At 34.5% G+C, this 18,465-nt stretch carries 18 protein-coding genes; 8 read left to right on the forward strand and 10 right to left on the reverse strand.

Annotated features, from left to right (window positions below; all coding sequences use genetic code 11):
* Positions 1–71 precede the first annotated feature (71 nt).
* Together CLV00_RS07970 and CLV00_RS07975 are read left to right on the forward strand one after the other, a co-directional pair.
* Entirely contained in the window at positions 72–1,520 is a 1,449-nt protein-coding gene (locus CLV00_RS07970) for a hypothetical protein (protein ID WP_099714612.1), read from the forward strand.
* 94 nt (positions 1,521–1,614) lie between these two features.
* On the forward strand, positions 1,615–3,390 hold the full coding sequence (locus tag CLV00_RS07975; protein ID WP_099714613.1) for a cytochrome c peroxidase: 1,776 nt from the start codon (positions 1,615–1,617) through the stop codon (positions 3,388–3,390).
* 55 nt (positions 3,391–3,445) lie between these two features.
* On the opposite strand, the gene CLV00_RS07980 is transcribed toward CLV00_RS07975, so the two are convergent.
* Entirely contained in the window at positions 3,446–4,030 is a 585-nt protein-coding gene (locus CLV00_RS07980; RefSeq protein WP_099714614.1) for a hypothetical protein, read from the reverse strand.
* Positions 4,031–4,265: 235 nt separating this feature from the next.
* Here CLV00_RS07980 and CLV00_RS07985 point away from each other — a divergent pair, with 235 nt between their 5' ends.
* From CLV00_RS07985 to CLV00_RS07995, 3 genes are read left to right on the forward strand one after another with little or no spacing between them, the layout of a single operon-like run.
* Positions 4,266–5,648 carry an MATE family efflux transporter gene (locus tag CLV00_RS07985; protein WP_099716281.1) on the forward strand — a complete coding sequence of 461 codons (1,383 nt, stop codon included), beginning with the start codon at positions 4,266–4,268 and terminating at the stop codon, positions 5,646–5,648.
* A 27-nt stretch (positions 5,649–5,675) separates the two neighbouring features.
* Positions 5,676–5,903: a hypothetical protein gene (locus CLV00_RS07990; protein WP_091204000.1), complete on the forward strand. Its 228-nt coding sequence runs from the start codon at positions 5,676–5,678 to the stop codon at positions 5,901–5,903.
* A gap of 32 nt (positions 5,904–5,935) precedes the next feature.
* Entirely contained in the window at positions 5,936–6,169 is a 234-nt protein-coding gene (locus CLV00_RS07995) for a hypothetical protein (RefSeq protein WP_099714615.1), read from the forward strand.
* A gap of 1 nt (position 6,170) precedes the next feature.
* Here the strand turns inward: CLV00_RS07995 and meaB are convergent, their stop codons facing one another.
* The 3 genes from meaB to CLV00_RS08010 form a co-directional block, all read right to left on the reverse strand.
* Positions 6,171–7,262, reverse strand: coding sequence for a methylmalonyl Co-A mutase-associated GTPase MeaB (meaB, locus tag CLV00_RS08000; protein ID WP_233206870.1), 1,092 nt, complete (start codon positions 7,260–7,262; stop codon positions 6,171–6,173).
* 95 nt (positions 7,263–7,357) lie between these two features.
* Positions 7,358–8,005 (reverse strand): NAD(P)-dependent oxidoreductase, encoded by a 648-nt coding sequence (locus CLV00_RS08005; protein WP_099714617.1) that lies wholly within the window; start codon positions 8,003–8,005, stop codon positions 7,358–7,360.
* A gap of 57 nt (positions 8,006–8,062) precedes the next feature.
* On the reverse strand, positions 8,063–8,470 hold the full coding sequence (locus tag CLV00_RS08010; protein WP_099714618.1) for an Rrf2 family transcriptional regulator: 408 nt from the start codon (positions 8,468–8,470) through the stop codon (positions 8,063–8,065).
* A gap of 144 nt (positions 8,471–8,614) precedes the next feature.
* On the opposite strand from CLV00_RS08010, the gene CLV00_RS08015 reads away from it, so the two are divergent.
* From CLV00_RS08015 to CLV00_RS08025, 3 genes are all read left to right on the forward strand, one after another.
* On the forward strand, positions 8,615–9,526 hold the full coding sequence (locus CLV00_RS08015) for an AEC family transporter (protein ID WP_099714619.1): 912 nt from the start codon (positions 8,615–8,617) through the stop codon (positions 9,524–9,526).
* 52 nt (positions 9,527–9,578) lie between these two features.
* Positions 9,579–10,790, forward strand: a complete 1,212-nt coding sequence (locus tag CLV00_RS08020) for an MFS transporter (protein WP_099714620.1) — start codon at positions 9,579–9,581, stop codon at positions 10,788–10,790.
* A 272-nt stretch (positions 10,791–11,062) separates the two neighbouring features.
* A complete protein-coding gene (locus CLV00_RS08025) occupies positions 11,063–11,701 on the forward strand; it encodes a peroxiredoxin (RefSeq protein ID WP_099714621.1) in 639 nt (212 codons plus the stop codon).
* An 84-nt stretch (positions 11,702–11,785) separates the two neighbouring features.
* Here CLV00_RS08025 and CLV00_RS08030 read toward each other — a convergent pair whose 3' ends face one another.
* The 6 genes from CLV00_RS08030 to CLV00_RS08055 form a co-directional block, all read right to left on the reverse strand.
* A complete protein-coding gene (locus tag CLV00_RS08030) occupies positions 11,786–12,667 on the reverse strand; it encodes a DMT family transporter (protein WP_099714622.1) in 882 nt (293 codons plus the stop codon).
* Entirely contained in the window at positions 12,667–13,248 is a 582-nt protein-coding gene (gene nudK / locus CLV00_RS08035) for a GDP-mannose pyrophosphatase NudK (RefSeq protein WP_099714623.1), read from the reverse strand. Before nudK ends, CLV00_RS08030 begins: the two co-directional genes overlap by 1 nt.
* 60 nt (positions 13,249–13,308) lie before the next feature.
* Entirely contained in the window at positions 13,309–14,580 is a 1,272-nt protein-coding gene (locus CLV00_RS08040) for an adenylosuccinate synthase (RefSeq protein ID WP_099714624.1), read from the reverse strand.
* 59 nt (positions 14,581–14,639) lie between these two features.
* Complete coding sequence (locus tag CLV00_RS08045; protein ID WP_035670620.1) at positions 14,640–15,095, reverse strand: Fur family transcriptional regulator; 456 nt, start codon at positions 15,093–15,095, stop codon at positions 14,640–14,642.
* 118 nt (positions 15,096–15,213) lie between these two features.
* Complete coding sequence (locus CLV00_RS08050) at positions 15,214–17,433, reverse strand: bifunctional (p)ppGpp synthetase/guanosine-3',5'-bis(diphosphate) 3'-pyrophosphohydrolase (protein WP_099716282.1); 2,220 nt, start codon at positions 17,431–17,433, stop codon at positions 15,214–15,216.
* A 113-nt stretch (positions 17,434–17,546) separates the two neighbouring features.
* Positions 17,547–18,332: an RNA methyltransferase gene (locus CLV00_RS08055; RefSeq protein WP_099714625.1), complete on the reverse strand. Its 786-nt coding sequence runs from the start codon at positions 18,330–18,332 to the stop codon at positions 17,547–17,549.
* Positions 18,333–18,465 lie beyond the last annotated feature (133 nt).

The following is an 18,465-nucleotide window of genomic DNA, read 5'->3' on the forward strand; positions in this document are numbered from 1 at the left end:
GTTAATATTCAATTCATTCAGAGTTTAAATTCACGGCATTACTTTGCTTGAAATTTAAACAATCAACCAAGATGAAAAGAATTATTTTACCAATGTTATTTTTAGTATCCTTAATCTCATGTGAGAATGATGCTAAATCTTCTAATGAAACAACGAGTGTTGTTTTAGTGAATCAATCAGCGACTCCAGTGTTATTGAAAAAGCAAGCTGGTTTTGAAAGCTTAGAGCTTTTTTCATTGATTGGTTCTGACGATGTTTTGGCAGGAAGCCCAAATTTTGTTTTTGGAGGATCTGCAGATGGATCAGGATTATTGAAAAATGCTGATGGTACTTTTACTTTTTTGGTGAATCACGAAGATAATTTTGCGGTATCAAGAGTAACTTTTGACAAAACATTCAAACCTACAAAAGGAGAATATTTATTGAATTCTAATGGTGGAACTTGGAGGTTATGTGGTGCTACAATGGCAACAGTTGCCGAAAATGGTTTTGGTCCATTGTATTTGACTTGTGGAGAATCTGGTGAAGAATCGCGTACTCATGCCATAAATCCTTTTGGAGATGTTGCTTCTGCTTCAGTTTCTAAAGAATTACCTGCTTTAGGAAGAATAAGTGCTGAAAATGCTTTACCGTTAAAAGCGTCTGCATTTGCAGGAAAAACGGTGGTTGTGATTGGAGATGATGATTCAGGAACGTATGGTGGCCAAGTGTTTATGTATGTTTCAAACACTGTTGGTGATTTAACGAACGGTTCTTTATACATGATGAAAAGAACGGATAACAATCAGAGAGAGAAAGATATGGTTGTCAATCAATCGTACGGTGTTTCTTTTGTGAAAATTGAGAACCATACTACAATGACAGGAGCGGCTATAAATGCATCTGTGAATACATTGAAAGGAATCAAATTTGGAAGAGTAGAGGATTTGGATTATAAAAAAGGTACAGATGCCGGAGCAAGAGAAATTTATTTTAATGTTACAGGACAAAATACTTCTGGTGCAAATGCAGATGCTTCAAGAACAAAATACGGTAGAGTTTACAAATTGAACTTAGATGCAAATAATCCTTTGGCTGGTACTCTTGAAGTAATTCTTGACGGAGATGACCGTACCGGAATTGCAGGGAAATTCCAAAATCCGGATAACATCTGTGTGACAAAAAACTACGTTTATGTTCAGGAAGATGCGAATGGATATGGTGATGAAACGCATGATGCTTACATCTACCAATATAATATAGCGACAAAACAATTGAAAGTGGTTGTTGAGTTAGACCATCGTCGTACGGCTACAGATGCTACTAAATATAATGTAGGAGGAACAAGTAAATTAGGGGATTGGGAATACGGAGCCATGATTGATGTTTCAGAGCAATTAGGGATTGATGATACCTTTTTACTAAGTGTTCAACCTCATACTTGGAGAGGAACAAAATACAAAGGAGTGGATGGAGGAACAAATCGTCCAAATGAAGACCAAGCAAGCCAAATTGTTTTAATCAAAGGATTAGCACGATAATAAACCCAATCAAATAGTTACAAATATCCACGGTTTCTTACTAGGAACCGTGGTTTTTGTTTTTTACAATTTTTTAAAGTTACTCGCATTTATCATGAAAAACAGTTTCATTTTATTGGTTCTAATTGTATTGTTCTCTTGCCAAAATGCTATTCCTAAGCATGAAACGGTAAATAATGTATTCAAATCAGATATTCTAAAAGTCATAGATGAGGTTTCTAAACTGGAGCATTTAATAAAGTTAAATTCCTCAACAGTTCAGCTCCAGAAACAATTTTTACTGGCGCATGGTAGTTACAAACAAGTGGAAACGATGAGTGAATATTATTTTCCGGCTGTTTCTAAAGCTATAAATGGTCCAGCCTTAGCAGAATTTGAAGAAAATGATGGAAAGACTTTGTCTCCCGAAGGATTTCAAGTGATTGAAGAATTTATTTTTCCGGCATATAATCCAAAATCAAAAGCGGAATTGCTGAAAGAAATGGGTATTCTATCGGCAAATTTAAAGCGTTTGGACAAAGTGTCACAGACAAATGAATTCACAGATTCCCATGTTTTTGATGCGATGCGTTTGGAAGTTTTTAGAATCATAACCTTGGGAATAACCGGATTTGATTCCCCGATTGCTCAAAAATCTATTCCGGAAGCAGCATCAGCATTAGAAAGTATCGAGAAATATTATAAAATCTATGCGGATAATTCAACCGATGAATCTTTTCAGAATGTTTTAAAAACGATTAAAAAAGGCAAGGAATATTTAAAAACAAATACCAACTTTAATGCATTTGATCGCGCTTTTTTTATTCGAGAAATCGCCAATCCGTTAAGTATCGGTTTGCATAAAACGCAAGTCAGCTTGAAAATTCCTTTTATAAAAGAAACAAGAGGACTGAAAACAACTGCACAGACACTTTTTGATGCAACTGCTTTTGATGCCGAAGCTTTCTCCGCATTTCCAGATTATGAAACAACGCCTGAAAAAATAGAATTGGGAAAGTTATTATTTAATGATCCTGTTTTATCGGGAAATAATGCTCGTTCTTGTGCTTCTTGTCACCATTCAGATAAAGCATTTACGGATGGTTTGGAGAAATCAGTTTCATTAGATGGTAAATCTTTGGTAAAAAGAAATACGCCTACGCTTACTCACATTGCATTTCAGCGTGCTTTCTTCTCAGATTCCAGAGTCAATTATCTAGAAGATCAGGCTGTAGCGGTAATTATCAATGAAAATGAAATGCACGGTTCTTTAGCAAAATCAGTTGCAGCTTTAAAAAAAGAAGCGAGTTATGTTGCCAAGTTCAAAAAGGCGTTTCCTAAAACAGCAATAGATGAATTTGGAATAAAAAATGCATTAGCATCCTATATAAGATCATTGAGTAATTATGATTCAAAGTTTGATGGATTTATGCAAGGTGAGGAAAAATTTGATTTAGATGAAATTGCAGGGTTTAATTTATTCACCGGAAAAGCAAAATGTGCTACCTGTCATTTTATTCCATTAACAAATGGAACTGTACCACCAAGTTTTATGAAATCAGAAAGTGAAGTGCTGGGCGTTCCTGATAAACATAAAAAATTAGATGCTGATTTGGGTAAATTTGAATTAACGAAAGCCGAAATTCATCGTAATTCTTTCAAAACACCAACCATAAGAAATGTAGAATTGACGGCGCCTTACATGCACAATGGTGTTTTTAAAACACTGGAAGAAGTGATTGATTTTTACAATGACGGCGGTGGAAACGGATTGGGGTTTAATTTACAAAATCAAACGTTACCCGAAGACAAACTGAACCTTACTGACTTGGAAAAAAAACAGCTTATCGCCTTTATGAAAACGTTGACAGATAAAAAGTACTCCCGATAGTAAACAAAAAATGCGCTGAATTTCAGCGCATTTTTATAACTAATTCAAAAAAGTTTTATAGTTCAAAACCGTAAGCCAAACGAACACCTACTTGTCCAACACCTTTTCCGAGAGAACCGTTGTTGTTTAAACGATCAAAATGATTGTAGTGTGTATAGTTCAAAGAAATATCTATGTATTTAGTAGCATAACCTATACTTGGAGATAACAATAAAGAAGTTTTATCTCTGGTATTGTCTACATTACTTACTGCAAATGCTGCACCAGCTTCTCCCATTACATAAAATTGGTCATTCCATACGAAAGCTTTAAAACCTGCTTTAGCTGGGATGATACCTAAATCTTTTCCTTCTGTTTGACCAGGAAACGTATCAGCTTTGCTTACAAATAAATTAGTGTAACCAGTTGTTAAAGTTAAAGAGTATCTTTTTGATAAATCATATTGTCCTCTTACATCAGCTCCTAGTGCTAATTTGTATGGGTCGCTAGTTGAATATCCTGCATTTGCACCAAATCCTAAACGGAATCCTTGATCGTAATTTGTAGCTGTAGTTGTTGTTTCTTGTGCTTGTACATTGTTAGCAAACATCATTGCTATTGCGAATACAAATAACATTTTGATTTTTCCTGTCGTTTTCATAATTGTAATATTTTTTATTAATAATTTTTTTTGGTGTTGTCTTGATTTTATTTAATTCTAAACAACGTTACAAATGTATAGCCCTCATAAGCCTGTTTTGTTATAGAATTACTTGGTTTTGTTATAGAATTCCTTGTTGGGTGAAATTATGCACTAAAAAAGAAGTGTTATATATGTAATAGTATTGATGCAATTGAAAGCTTCTAATTATCTTTGCCATCAAAAAAAAGCAAAAGTGAATTTATCTCAATACTTCAAAGAGTTTTCTTATAATATTAAATTAGCTTATCCTGTAGTTCTGGGAATGCTAGGACATACATTAATAGGAATCGTTGATAATTTCATGGTTGGAAAATTAGGTTCAACTGAATTGGCGGCAGTTTCATTGGGTAATAGCTTTATATTCATTGCTTTGTCTTTAGGGATAGGTTTTTCTACTGCAATAACTCCATTAGTGGCTGAGGCTGATGCCGAAAAAAATGATCAAAAAATCCGTACTACTTTTCATCACGGATTACTTTTATGTACGATTTTAGGAGTTGCATTATTTATTTTGACCGTATTGTCTAAACAAATTATGTATTTCATGCACCAACCCAAGGAAGTGGCTGAAATGGCTGCTCCTTATATTGATTGGGTTGCTTTTTCTTTAATTCCGGTGATTATGTATCAAGGGTACAAACAATTTGCCGATGGATTGTCTAAAACAAAATACTCCATGTACGCCATATTTATGGCTAACGTAGTGCATGTCTTTTTTAATTATGTACTGATTTACGGAATTTGGTTTTTTCCAAAATTAGGAATTCTGGGAGCTGCATTGGGAACGGTCTTATCAAGGATAATGATGGTGGTTTTCATGCATTACCTGATGAAAAAGAATTCTGCATTGAAAAAATATTTTAAGAATTTCAGTTTTAAAGAAATCAGAAAATCAATTTTGAAAAAGATTATCAATCTGGGTATGCCTTCAGCTATGCAAATGTTGTTTGAAGTAACTTTGTTTACCGCTGCAATTTGGCTTTCTGGTTCTTTGGGTAAAAATAGTCAGGCTGCCAATCAGATTGCACTTATTTTGGCATCCTCTACTTTTATGGTTGCAATGGGTTTAAGTGTTACGGCAATGATTCGAGTGAGTCATACTAAAGGAATGAATGATTTTAAAAAGTTGATTGTTGTTGCACGATCTATTTTTCTATTGGCGATTATACTTGAAACTTTTTTTGCGATAATCTTTGTGGTATTCCATAATTTTTTACCGCATTTATTCTTGAATATGACCGATTCAGCTCAGATGCTGGACAACGAAGAAATCATCATAATCACTTCAAAATTACTATTGATTGCAGCTATTTTCCAAATCTCGGATGGAATTCAAGTCGTTGTTTTGGGAGCATTACGTGGTTTGCAAGATGTAAAAATCCCTATGTACATTACCTTTGTGGCGTATTGGGTTATTGGTTTTCCTATTTCCTATTATTTAGGAAAATATACGGAACTTAAAGCCGTTGGAATCTGGATAGGACTTCTGGCGGGATTAACTGCTGCCGCTTTATTTTTGTATATTCGCTTTGCGAGATTAACAAGAAAGTTGGTGTTGCAAAATCATAACAAATAAAATAATAAATACTTAAATATTAAATTCATGGAATTACCAAAATTTTTACTAGGCGACAATACTGATTTCCCTGAGGATATTTTCATCATACACCTTGATTACCCTAGATTTATAATCAATCTGAAAGATGATGAGGTAGAGTTTATGGAAGAAGCAGAGGATCTTGACGAAGCAGAATTAAATGCAGAAATGGAAGGATTAATAGTTCTTGCCAATGAGTTTTATGATAGAGAAATTAAACTTTACGAGGAGTAGTTAACTTTTTGTCTTACCTAATCTATATCCAAATGAAAAATTTATTTATGTATTTCATGTTTATTTTTGGCACAATACTCATAATTAAAGGGGTTTTTAACTTTTTTCCGTTTGAAATTAAATCAAATATAAACGAAAGTGAAGCCTATAATTCTGGACATATTGTAGGATATGTTATTGGTAAATTTGGTAAGATTGCTCTTGGTGTTTTAATGTTAAAGTATGGATACCAAACTTATTTAGAAGGGAAAAGAAGAACAGAATAGATTAGTCTTTTTTAAAATACTTTTCCAATAATTTTTGAGCGGCTGCAAAGGGTGAAATTTCATCATTTTGCACCGCTTTTTTAGTTGAATCCAATGATTTTTGAATTTCAGCATTGCTGTAAAAATTGGTTTTCAATTGCTCGTTGATGGTCTCCAGCATCCAATATTGATTTTGTTCTTTTCGTTTTTCAAAAAAGTAATTATTGCCTTTAGTCAGTTCCATAAATTTTTGAATGGTTTCCCAAACATCAGGTATTCCTTCATGGGTAATAGCGCTGCAGGCAGCAGTTGTAGGAGTCCAACCTGATTTTTTGGCAGGGAAAAGATGCAATGCTCTATTGAATTCCAGTTTAGCAAGATGAGCTCTTTTGATATTGTCACCATCCGCTTTATTGATGACAATAGCATCGGCCATTTCCATAATGCCGCGTTTGATGCCTTGCAATTCATCGCCGGCACCAGAAATTTTTAATAGAAGAAAAAAATCAACCATGCTGTGAACAGCGGTTTCACTTTGGCCTACGCCAACCGTTTCTATAATGATAGTGTCAAAACCGGCAGCCTCACAAAGTGTAATGGTTTCACGGGTTTTTCGAGCGACACCACCTAATGTTTCACCTGAAGCTGAAGGTCGTATAAAAGCATTTTCATCTTTAACGAGTTCTTCCATTCGGGTTTTATCACCCAAAATACTTCCATGCGAAATCGTACTGCTGGGATCAACGGCAAGCACCGCTACTTTTTTTCCTAAACCAGTCAAATATTTTCCAAAAGCTTCAATGAAGGTACTTTTTCCAACGCCGGGAACTCCTGTAATGCCAATTCTAACTGATTTGTTGGCATATGGCAAACAGGCATTTATCACTTCATTGGCTTTCGCCAAATGACTTACATTCGTACTTTCCACTAAAGTAATCGCACGACTCAGCGCAGTTATATTTTCTTCTAAAATCCCTTTAACGAGTTCTTTTGCCGAAGGTTGTATCTTTCTAAATTGCTGAATATGTTCAACAGCAACAGTGCTGATAATTTCTGGAGCAGAAATTCCGGGTTTTTCGTTTAACGCGCTTGGATGGTGTTTTTTATTTGGCAAAACTATTTTTTAGAATAGTAAAAGTAGTGAAAACAAAAACAGTTTCAAAAAGCAACTGCCTTATGAAACTGTTTTATTTTAGAAAACATGCGGAATTAATAGGCTGCTGTAAAACGCACTTGATGGTGTTTTGGAGTTTCAATTTCATCAGCTATAACAACTGCTAAATCTTCAACGGATAAAATACTTCTTTGATTTTCATCAAAAACTGGGTTTTCTAACCCTAGACGGTATTTACCTGTTCTTCCTGTTGTGATGCCTTGATGCATTTCAAAAGCCGGACTGAAAAATGCCCAATCCAATTCTTTTTCTTCTCTAATAATATTCAAATAATCTCTTGCTGCAGTTGCTCCTGCGTAATATTCCTTTGGAAAATCCGGAGTGTCTACTGCTTGTAGATTTGGAGCTACAAACAAACTTCCTCCGCCACCAATGGTGATGAATCGTTTTACACCGGATTTTTTAACAGCTTCTTGAATCCCTTTTGAACCTTCAAGGAAATCGGTATATAAATTTGGATTAGTCCAACCTGCGCTGAAAGCATTTACAATCACATCATTTCCTGCAATAATTTTAGACAGTTCATCAACGTTATTAATATCTGCTTTTTCCCATTTGATATTCGAGTTTTCATCATTTTTTGGATTTCTGGCTATTGCTGTAATTTGGTGATTGCGATTTGCCAATTCATTTAAAATTGCTGAACCTACAAATCCTGTGGCTCCGATAATTGCGATTTTCATAATTATATGTATTTAAAAGTAATAAAAAATGTTACAGTTTAGTTTAAAAAAATAGTTTTAAAATTGATTAGAAAAATTTTCCAATGTAATACCGCTTAATTGTAAGCTGATTTTTTCATTGATATTTTCATATAAATTTTCTAAATTTTCATTTATTTTTTTTCCGACAGGGCAATTTGGATTGGGTGTGTTTTTTGAAAATCCCAAAGTAACAGTGTCAAAAGTCATTTTGAAAATGGTGTCTAACGAAATGTTTGATGCCGATTTTAATAATTTTGTACCGCCGTTTTTGCCTTCTTTACTTTCTACAATATTATTTTTCTTCAGGTTTGCAATTTCTTTTCTTACCAAAACGGGATGTAAGTTCATGCTTCCTGCTATAAATTCTGAAGATAAATATTCATCTGGGAATTTAGTGAGTAAGGTGAGGATATGTATTGTTATTGCAAATTTACCTGAAATCATACTGTAATAAAATATATTACAAATATACGTCTAAAATTGTAATTTCCAATTATTGTTGCTTTTTTAACATATTGTAGCATCTAAAGCAGTTTTTTCTACTTCTCAAAATAAATTTAAATGGTATTTTTGTAATCAAATTAAGCTATGACTAATTTCATCCTAATCTTTGTTTTTTTATTTCTAGGCATTGTATTCCAAAATATAAAAGGGTTTCCTGTAACTGTTTACAAGCTATTAAACAAGATTGTTATTTATATCTGTCTCCCAGCGCTGGCCTTGTATTATATTCCAAAAATAAAATGGAGTAATGAATTGTTATTCCCAATTGGAGTTGCTTGGATTGGATTTGTTGTATCCTATTTATTTTTTAGTTTTTTAGGCAGCAAATTTGGCTGGTCTAAAAAACTCATTGGATGTTTGATTTTAACGGCAGGTTTGGGCAATACTTCCTTTTTAGGTTACCCAATAATTGAAGCATTATATGGAGAAGAAGGTTTGAAAACGGCTATTTTAGTCGATCAACCCGGTTCTTTTGTGGTGCTTTCTACCTTAGGAATTCTGGTAGCAACTTTATATTCCAGTGGCAACCCTAGCGGTTTTCAAATCGCCAAAAAAATTCTTTTTTTTCCTCCATTTATAACTTTTTTAATTGCCTGTTTGATGAATGTTTTTAATTTCGATTTTCAGGATTACGTTCAGCTTTTATTGCAAAAACTGGGAAGTGGAGTGACACCTTTGGCTTTGCTTTCTGTTGGTTTGCAACTGCGTTTTGACCGGAAAAGCCAGCATTGGAAGTTTTTAGGACTGGGACTTTTGTATAAATTAATATTGACTCCGGCTCTCATTTACGTGTTGTATGTCGTAATTTTGCAACAGCATTCTAAAATTATTCAGGTTGCCATATTAGAGTCAGCGATGGCACCCATGATTACCGCTTGTATTTTAGCTTCTACTCACGGTTTAAAACCTCGTTTAAGCAGTATGATGATAGGTTTTGGAATCCCGTTGTCGTTTATCACCTTGTTATTTTGGTATTTTGTAGTTCAGTTTGTTTAATTTTTTTAATCTAATATGGATCAATAATTAGTAATATAGTTTTTTTAAAAATATGAATTCATCTCTTGATACTGTATCAAAAATAGATACAACTCCTATTGCTCAGCAAACCGTTTATTCTATATTATTTTCTATTGCATTCGCCCATTTATTGAATGATTTATTACAAGCCGTAATTCCGGCAGCGTATCCTATTTTAAAAGAAAATTTCAATTTAACCTTCACACAAATCGGGTTAATCACCTTGGCCTATCAATTGGCGGCTTCTATATTACAGCCTTTGGTTGGTTTGTATACGGACAAACGACCAAAGCCTTTTTCTCAAATTTTCGGAATGCTGTTTACCTTATCCGGAATCGTATGTTTATCGTATGCTTCCAGTTTTTCAATGATTATAATTTCGGTTGTTTTGGTTGGTATTGGTTCTTCGATTTTTCATCCTGAAGCTTCCCGAATCTCCTTTTTGGCATCTGGAGGAAAGCGTGGTTTGGCACAATCCATTTTCCAGTTGGGAGGCAATGCTGGAACAGCTATCGGTCCTTTATTAGTAGCCTTAATTGTGGTTCCTAATTCACAATATTACATCATTTGGTTTGTGGTTGTTGCCATTATCGGATTGATAGTTTTGAGTAGAATTGCACTTTGGTACCAAAACCATTTAAGTTTAAGAAGTACCAAGAAAGCCGTAATCGATTTGCCTAATTTATCCCAAAAAAAGATTGTAATCTCAGTGGGAATTTTGTTGGTTCTGATATTTTCAAAATTCTTTTACATGGCCAGTATGTCCAGCTATTTTACGTTTTATTTAATCGAAAAATTTGGATTATCGGTTCAGGAAGCGCAATTTCATTTGGTTTTATTTTTGGCTTCTTGTGCTATTGGAACCTTAATCGGAGGACCGTTAGGCGATAAATTCGGAAGAAAATATGTGATTTGGTTTTCAGTTTTGGGAGCCGCACCTTTTACTTTATTGTTGCCGTATGTCGATTTGTTTTGGACAGGCGTTTTATCAGTCTTAATAGGAATCATAATCTCCTCTGCATTTCCGGCAATCTTAGTTTATGCACAAGAATTATTGCCTAAAAAACTCGGAATGGTTTCTGGTCTTTTCTATGGTTTTGCCTTTGGAATGGGTGGTTTAGGTTCTGCTTTATTGGGGAATCTTGCAGATCACACCAGCATAACGTACGTGTATTATCTTTGTGCGTATTTGCCTTTGATAGGGATTATAGCGCTCTTTTTACCAAATTTAAAGAAAAAATAAGACGTCTTTTCAGGAGCTTTTTACTTCGTCAGTTCGCTTCGCTCGTGTCCTGCTCTACACTATATCTTTTGTTTTTTTAAGAAAAAAACAAAAGGATTGCTCCCGAAACTTCGGGACAATCAGGGCTAGGGCATTTGGTCTCCTAATGACATTTTTTGGAAGTATTGCTTTCTGGGTTTTACAAAAATTAGTACAATTTTAAGATTAGTTTCCTCCTTTATTGCTTTTATTTCAATAACTTACAGTGTTACTAATTAATAAAATAAACTACTATGGCAACATTACGATTAGGCGATATTGCTCCTGATTTTGAAGCAGAAACGTCACAAGGAAAAATAAAATTTCATGATTGGTTAGGAGATTCTTGGGGTATTTTGTTCTCTCATCCAGCTGATTTCACACCTGTTTGTACCACGGAGTTAGGAACAGTTGCAAATTATTATCCTGAATTTGAAAAACGAAATGTAAAAGTAATCGCATTGAGTGTTGATGGAGTAGATTCGCACATGGAGTGGATCAAAGACATCAACGAAACTCAAAATACAACTGTAAATTTCCCTATAATTGCCGATGAAGACAAGCGTATTGCTGAATTATACGATATGATTCATCCCAACGCAAGTGAGAGTTTCACGGTTCGTTCGGTTTTTATAATTGGACCAGACAAGAAAATAAAATTAATGATGACCTATCCTGCGTCAACCGGTAGAAATTTTGATGAACTTTTGCGTGTAGTTGATAGTTTGCAATTGACAGCTAATTATAGCGTTGCAACGCCGGCCAACTGGAAAGATGGTGATAAAGTAGTAATCTCGACTGCAGTTAAAGACGAAGATATTGCGGCTAAATTTCCAAAAGGCTACGAGAGGGTAAAACCGTATTTAAGAATGACCCCGCAGCCTAATAAATAGTAATTTTCACTATATCTTTTAAATAGAAAAGCAGAATAAATTTATTTTTATTCTGCTTTTCTATTTTGTCAAAAGTTTAATTTTTTACTTCTTATTGGTAATTAATAACCCGGAAATAATGATTCCCATACTTATGATTTGGGTTAGCAAAATAGCTTGATTTAGAAAAAAATACGCCAGAATCCCACTGAAAACGGGAATCAAATAATAAATCAATGCTGTTTTTGAGGTTCCAATTAATCGAATGGCTTCGTTCCATAAATAAAAAGAAATTAAGGAAGCGCAAACGCCAACGTATGTGGTTACCGAGACTGTTTTAGTGTCAAAAATCACTTTTTTATAATAGATATGTTCATACAGATAAAAAGGGAACAGTAAAATTGTACCAATTACGAAAACACTAAACAAAAATACTTTTGGGCTTAATTCGTCTGGTTTTTTACGTACTAAAATAGTGTAGTAAGCAAAAAAGAAGCAAGCCACTAGCATCAATACATCTCCAATGGTGAAGTTGATATGGAGTAATGCTTGTAAGGAACCTTTGGAAATAAGCACTAAAACTCCTGTGATTATGGTTGCAATTCCCACTATTTTTACATTGGAAACTTTCTCTTTAAAAATAATTCTGGAAAGGACAACAATAAACAAGGGAATCGAAATGGCGATTAATGATAAATTAACTGCACTTGTTGTTTTTCCTGCAAAATAAATCAGCGTGTTAAAAATAGTGATGCCTAATACTGCTGTAAGCGTAAGATACCGAATGTGTTTCTTTACAATTTTGAAATTTTCAAGAGTGCTTTTTATGGCAAACGGAGCCAAAACAATACAAGCAACTGTCCAGCGCCAAAAAGCCAATCCAACAGGAGGAATATGACCTTTTATCCCACTGGCGATTACCATATTTACGGACCAAAGAAAGGTAGCTAACAGTGCAAATAAAATCCCTTTAGTTGTGTTGTTCATTAAATAAGACTGTTTATTTTGGCATATTGTAACAACATAATGGTCTTTGCATCTTGCATTTGACCGGATTCAATCATAGCATAGGCTTCGTCAAAAGACATTTCCATTACATCTATATTTTCTTCTTCATGTGCTACTCCACCACCGTCACTCACTTTCATGGATTCATCGTATTCACCTATAAATAAATATAAAATTTCTGTTACTGCACCCGGAGACATATACGTTTCCATTACCTTTTTTACTTTAGAAATGCGGTATCCTGTTTCTTCTTCGGTTTCTCGAATGATGCATTGCTCAGGATTGTCTGCGTCCAAAAGTCCAGCACAAACCTCAATCATCATTCCGGTTTCATTTCCGTTAAGATAGGTTGGGAGGCGAAACTGTCGTGTTAGAATAACTGTTTTTTGTAGTGTGTTATAAAGCAAAATAGCGGCGCCATTTCCTCTATCATAAACTTCTCTTCTTTGGGTAATCCAGGACTCGTCTTTTTTTTGATAGTCAAAAGTTACTTTGTTTAAGATGTACCAATTGTCTGATAGCAATTCGGTTTTTTGGATTTTAATAGCTGGATTTTTCATTCGGTTGTATTGATTTTTAAACTAAAAAAAACGCTCTGAATTTCAGAGCGTTTAGTAATCTTATTTTAGAATAGTTTGCTTTCTGTCTGGACCTACAGAAACTATTTTGATAGGAACTTCCACTTCTTTTTCAATGAATTGAATGTATTCTTTCAACTCTGTCGGTAATTCATCATACGTAGTCATACCCGTTAAATCTTGTTTCCAACCTTTGAAATCTTGATAAACCGGAGTTACATTTTCTGGTTCGATGTTATAAGGGAAATGAGAAATTTTCTCTCCTTTATAATTGTATTCCGTACATACTTTCAACGTTTCAAATCCTGAAAGTACATCGCCTTTCATCATCATCAGTTGCGTTACACCATTAACCTGAACAGCATATTTAAGTGCTACTAAGTCTAACCAGCCACAACGTCTTTGTCTTCCGGTTACTGATCCAAATTCATTTCCTACACGTGCCATAGTTGCACCATCTTCGTCAAAAAGTTCAGTAGGGAAAGGACCACTTCCTACGCGTGTTACGTAAGCTTTGAAAATTCCGTATACTTCCTTGATTTTATTTGGAGCAATCCCTAAACCGGTACAAGCACCTGCAGCAGTTGTGTTAGATGAAGTTACAAATGGATACGTTCCAAAATCAACATCCAATAATGAACCTTGAGCACCTTCACATAGTATTGATTTACCTGCTTTTTGAGCTTGGTGTAAATATTCTTCACTATCGATGAAATCTAATTTTTTTAGTTCTTCGATGGCTTCAAAAAATTCTTTTTCTAATTCCTCTAAATTGTATTGGATAGCAACATCGTAGAATTTAATCATTGCTTCATGCTTGTCAGCCAAAGCTCTGTAACGATCTGCAAAATCTTCTAATTCGATATCACCTACACGAAGACCGTTTCTTCCGGTTTTGTCCATATAAGTAGGGCCAATTCCTTTTAATGTAGAACCAATTTTTGCTTTTCCTTTAGAAGCCTCAGAAGCAGCGTCTAATAAACGGTGTGTTGGTAAAATTAAATGTGCTTTTCTTGAAATGATTAATTTGCTTTTGATGTCTAAATTAAATTTTTCAAGACCTTCAATTTCTTTTTGAAAAACAACAGGATCAATTACTACTCCATTTCCAATGATGTTTACAGCAGTTTTATGAAAAATACCAGAAGGAATAGTTCTAAGAACATGTTTTATTCCGTCAAATTCCAAAGTGTGTCCTGCATTTGGACCTCCTTGAAAACGAGCAATAATATCATAATTTGAAGTTAGAACATCAACAATTTTTCCTTTTCCTTCATCTCCCCATTGTAATCCTAGTAATAAATCTACGGTCATTCTATCTGTTATTTTGTAGTTAGTGATATATTGAAGGGACAACTAGTAAGTTATCCGTACTATTTTTGTTTTTTTATTCCATATAAATATAAGGAATGGTTGGTAATCTCTATGTCGAATATTTCTTCGATTGTTTTTTTGATACTTTGAATTCTTGGATCACAAAACTCAATTACTTCACCAGTATCCGTCATTATAATATGATCGTGCTGTTTGTCAAAATATGATTTTTCATAATGTGCTTGATTTTGTCCAAATTGGTGTTTACGCACTAAAGCACAATCCAATAGCAATTCAATCGTATTGTAAAGAGTTGCTCTACTCACACGATAGTTTTTATTTTTCATTTTGATATAAAGGTTCTCTACATCAAAATGTTCTTCGCTATCGTAAATTTCCTGAAGGATAGCATAACGTTCAGGAGTTTTGCGATGTCCTTTTTTTTCAAGATACATTGTAAAAACATTTTTTACAATTTCTTGGTTTTTGGTGTTATCTGTGGAAATGAGTGTCATATGCGGGCAAAGATAAATTTTTTAGTTTAAAGTATAAAGTTTAAGGTTTGTTTAGTTTCAAGTTTTTTATTTTCACGTAGAACAAATTGAGATTTGAAACTAAAAACTGGATTTTTTTCTATGTTTTATAAACCCTTGTTACTTTATCGATTCCGTCAATTTTTTTGATGTTGTTGATCATTTTTTTCAAAATGGTGTTGTTTTGAACAATTACCGCAACTTGACCATGAAAAATCCCTGCATCGGTACTCAAAGAAATACTCTGAATATTAACATGCATATTGTTGGAAATTACCTTTGTTAGCTGGTTTGTGAGTCCTAAAACATCCATTCCGGTTATGTTTATGATGGCTTTGAATTCTTCTTGTGAAGAGTCAATCCATTTAGCTGTCATTATTCGGTAGGCATAGTTGGATTGCATCCCAATGGCGTTCGGGCAATCTTTTTTATGCACTTTTATTCCTTCGTTGATGGTTACAAATCCAAATACATCATCACCAGGTATTGGGTTGCAACAAGGCGATAATTTGTAATCCAGTTTATCGTGTTCTTTACCAAAAACAAGCATGTCGTAACTGCTGCTAATGATTGGTTTATGGATGTCTTCGTCAGCGGTGCTTGGCGAACGTTTCATTTTATTTTTGAAAAAATTAATGAAAGTATTGCTTTTTTGGGCTGCGTAATCCTTGAGTTGTTGGTTTTCAATGGCACCAATTCCCACTCTGTAAAATAAATCTAAACTGGTTTTAAGTTTGAAAAAGTTAACCAATTCGTTAACCACTGATTCGTTCAATGTTATTTTTAAATGCTTTAGTTTTCGAGTTAGGAGTTCTTTTCCTTCTTCGCCAATTTTCTTGGTGTTTTCGTTTAAAACATTTTTTATTTTCGTTTTGGCTCTGGATGTAGTTACGTAATCCAGCCAGTTGACCGTAGGTTTTTGATGTTGTGAAGTAATGACTTCAATTTGGTCACCACTTTTTAATTCGAAATTCAAAGGAACTAATTTCCCATTAACACGTGTTCCTCTGGTTCTAATTCCTATTTCGGAATGAATGCTGAAAGCAAAATCAAGTGAAGTGGCGCCTTTTGGCAATGATTTTATTTCTCCTTTTGGGGTAAACACAAAGATTTCTTTAGAATATAAATTCATTTTGAAATCTTCCACAAAATCTACTGCATTCGTTTCTGAATTTTCCAGAGCTTCTTTTAGTAAATTAAGCCATACATCCAGACCGCTTTCTTCAGTAGCGCCATTTTTATATTTGTAGTGCGCTGCGTATCCTTTTTCGGCAATTTCATCCATGCGTTCACTTCGAACCTGAACTTCAACCCAGCGTCCTTTTGGTCCCATTACTGTAATATGTAATGCTTCGTAGCCAGTAGATTTTGGTGACGAAATCCAGTCGCGTAAACGACTTGGGCTTGGTCTGTAATGATCCGTTACGATAGAATAAATCTTCCAGGCGAGAAATTTTTCGTCGTGGGGATTTGATTTGTAAACGATTCGCAAGGCAAACTTATCATACACTTCATCGAAGCTTACGTTTTGCGCCTTCATTTTTCGACGAATAGAATAGATAGATTTTGGACGACCTTTTATAATGTACTCAATCCCTTCTTCATCCAAAGCTGTTTTTAGAACGGCAGTAATATCAGCGATGTAAGCATCTTGTTCTTCTTTGGTTTCTTTTATTTTGCTTACAATGTCATTGTAAACGGCAGGTTCAGTGTACTTTAACCCTAAATCTTCTAGCTTCGTTTTTATGTTGTATAACCCCAGTCGATGCGCTAATGGTGCGTATATGTATAAAGTTTCCGATGCAATTTTAGTTTGTTTGTCTTCCTGCATCGATTCCATAGTCTGCATATTGTGCAAACGATCGGCTAGTTTAATCAAAATCACTCGAACATCATCATTCAGTGTAAGAATCATTTTCCTGAAATTCTCGGCTTGTAATGATGCATTCAAATCTTTTTGAACCATGGATATTTTGGTTAATCCCTCAACGATTTGAGCCACTTTAGGATTAAACAAACGTTCGATATCTTGAATAGTAGTTGGTGTGTCTTCAACCACATCATGCAATAATGCAGCAGCGATGGATGTGGCTCCCAAACCTATTTCGGAAGCAACAATTTTTGCCACAGCAATTGGGTGGAAGATATAGGCTTCACCTGATTTTCTGCGTTGCTCTTTATGAGCTTCTACGGAAACATCAAATGCTTTTCGGATTAATTTTTTGTCTTCAGGTGTTAAAGTTTGGTAACTTATGCGAAGCAATTCTTTATATTCTTGGGCAATTGCCTTGTTTTCTTTTTCTAAATCTATTTCTGTCATAACGGCATTGTTCATTTCCTAAAAATAAGAATAAGTTGGGAGATATGCAAATGTATATTTGAATTTTAAACTAAAAATACTTGGGTTTATCTTGAAATTTGCAATCAAAAAATCTAAAACCCTCTCTGTCTTTTTGCTTCAAAAATCAAGATGGCTGCTGCAACCGAAACATTCATGGAATCGATCTCGCCTTGCATTGGAATAATAATATTTTGGGTTGCTTCTTTTCGCCATTCCTCCGTCAATCCGGTGGCTTCTGTTCCTACAACCAGTGCTGTTGACGTAGTATAATCCTGTGTGTGATACGAAGTCGAGTTTTGTAATGTCGCACAATAAAAATTGATTTTCCGTTCTTTCAAAAACGCAATAATTTCGGATGTTGTTCCGGTTGCAATTTGGTTGGTAAACAAACAACCCACGCTGGAACGCACAATATTTGGATTGTATAAATCGCTTTTTGGATTGGCAATGATCACCGCATCAAGATTAGCAGCATCGGCAGTACGAAGCAAAGCTCCAATATTCCCTGGTTTTTCCGGCGCTTCGGCAATAAGAATCAATGGGTTTTCAGATAATTTCAAATCAGATAATTGCATCGATTTGGTTTTGGCTACAGCCAAAATGCCTTCAGTGGTATCTCTGTAAGCGAGTTTTTGATACACTTCTTTATTGATTTCTATCAATTCGGCATTTTTAGATAATTGACGGGCTTCGTTTTCTGAACAAATTTCAGGTAAAAATAACAGCGTTTCCATTTCGTAACCGCCCTTGATGGCAATAGAAATTTCGCGTTTTCCCTCAATTAAAAAGGTTCCAGATTGTTTACGTGCTTTTGCTTTTTCCTGCAATTGCACTAAAGATTTTATGTATGGATTTTGTATCGAAGTGATTTGTTTCAAGAGGTACAACTATTTAATTTATAGAAAACAAAGATACATAGAGAAAATTCAGTTTTCTATATTTGGATTCGAATATTTATCTGCTGTAATACACGTTGATTAAATGTAGCCAATAGGAGTTGGTTACACGAGT

The sequence above is a fragment of the Flavobacterium sp. 11 genome, assembly GCF_002754315.1.
Classification (GTDB): Bacteria; Bacteroidota; Bacteroidia; order Flavobacteriales; family Flavobacteriaceae; genus Flavobacterium; species Flavobacterium algoritolerans.

Coding starts and splice junctions, on each gene's coding strand:
- CLV00_RS07970 (WP_099714612.1), top strand. CDS start 72: ATGAAAAGAATTATTTTACCAATGTTATTTTTAGTATCCTTAATCTCA.
- CLV00_RS07975 (WP_099714613.1), top strand. CDS start 1,615: ATGAAAAACAGTTTCATTTTATTGGTTCTAATTGTATTGTTCTCTTGC.
- CLV00_RS07980 (WP_099714614.1), bottom strand. CDS start 4,030: ATGAAAACGACAGGAAAAATCAAAATGTTATTTGTATTCGCAATAGCA.
- CLV00_RS07990 (WP_091204000.1), top strand. CDS start 5,676: ATGGAATTACCAAAATTTTTACTAGGCGACAATACTGATTTCCCTGAG.
- CLV00_RS07995 (WP_099714615.1), top strand. CDS start 5,936: ATGAAAAATTTATTTATGTATTTCATGTTTATTTTTGGCACAATACTC.
- CLV00_RS08005 (WP_099714617.1), bottom strand. CDS start 8,005: ATGAAAATCGCAATTATCGGAGCCACAGGATTTGTAGGTTCAGCAATT.
- CLV00_RS08010 (WP_099714618.1), bottom strand. CDS start 8,470: ATGATTTCAGGTAAATTTGCAATAACAATACATATCCTCACCTTACTC.
- CLV00_RS08015 (WP_099714619.1), top strand. CDS start 8,615: ATGACTAATTTCATCCTAATCTTTGTTTTTTTATTTCTAGGCATTGTA.
- CLV00_RS08020 (WP_099714620.1), top strand. CDS start 9,579: ATGAATTCATCTCTTGATACTGTATCAAAAATAGATACAACTCCTATT.
- CLV00_RS08025 (WP_099714621.1), top strand. CDS start 11,063: ATGGCAACATTACGATTAGGCGATATTGCTCCTGATTTTGAAGCAGAA.
- CLV00_RS08030 (WP_099714622.1), bottom strand. CDS start 12,667: ATGAACAACACAACTAAAGGGATTTTATTTGCACTGTTAGCTACCTTT.
- nudK (WP_099714623.1), bottom strand. CDS start 13,248: ATGAAAAATCCAGCTATTAAAATCCAAAAAACCGAATTGCTATCAGAC.
- CLV00_RS08040 (WP_099714624.1), bottom strand. CDS start 14,580: ATGACCGTAGATTTATTACTAGGATTACAATGGGGAGATGAAGGAAAA.
- CLV00_RS08045 (WP_035670620.1), bottom strand. CDS start 15,095: ATGACACTCATTTCCACAGATAACACCAAAAACCAAGAAATTGTAAAA.
- CLV00_RS08050 (WP_099716282.1), bottom strand. CDS start 17,433: ATGACAGAAATAGATTTAGAAAAAGAAAACAAGGCAATTGCCCAAGAA.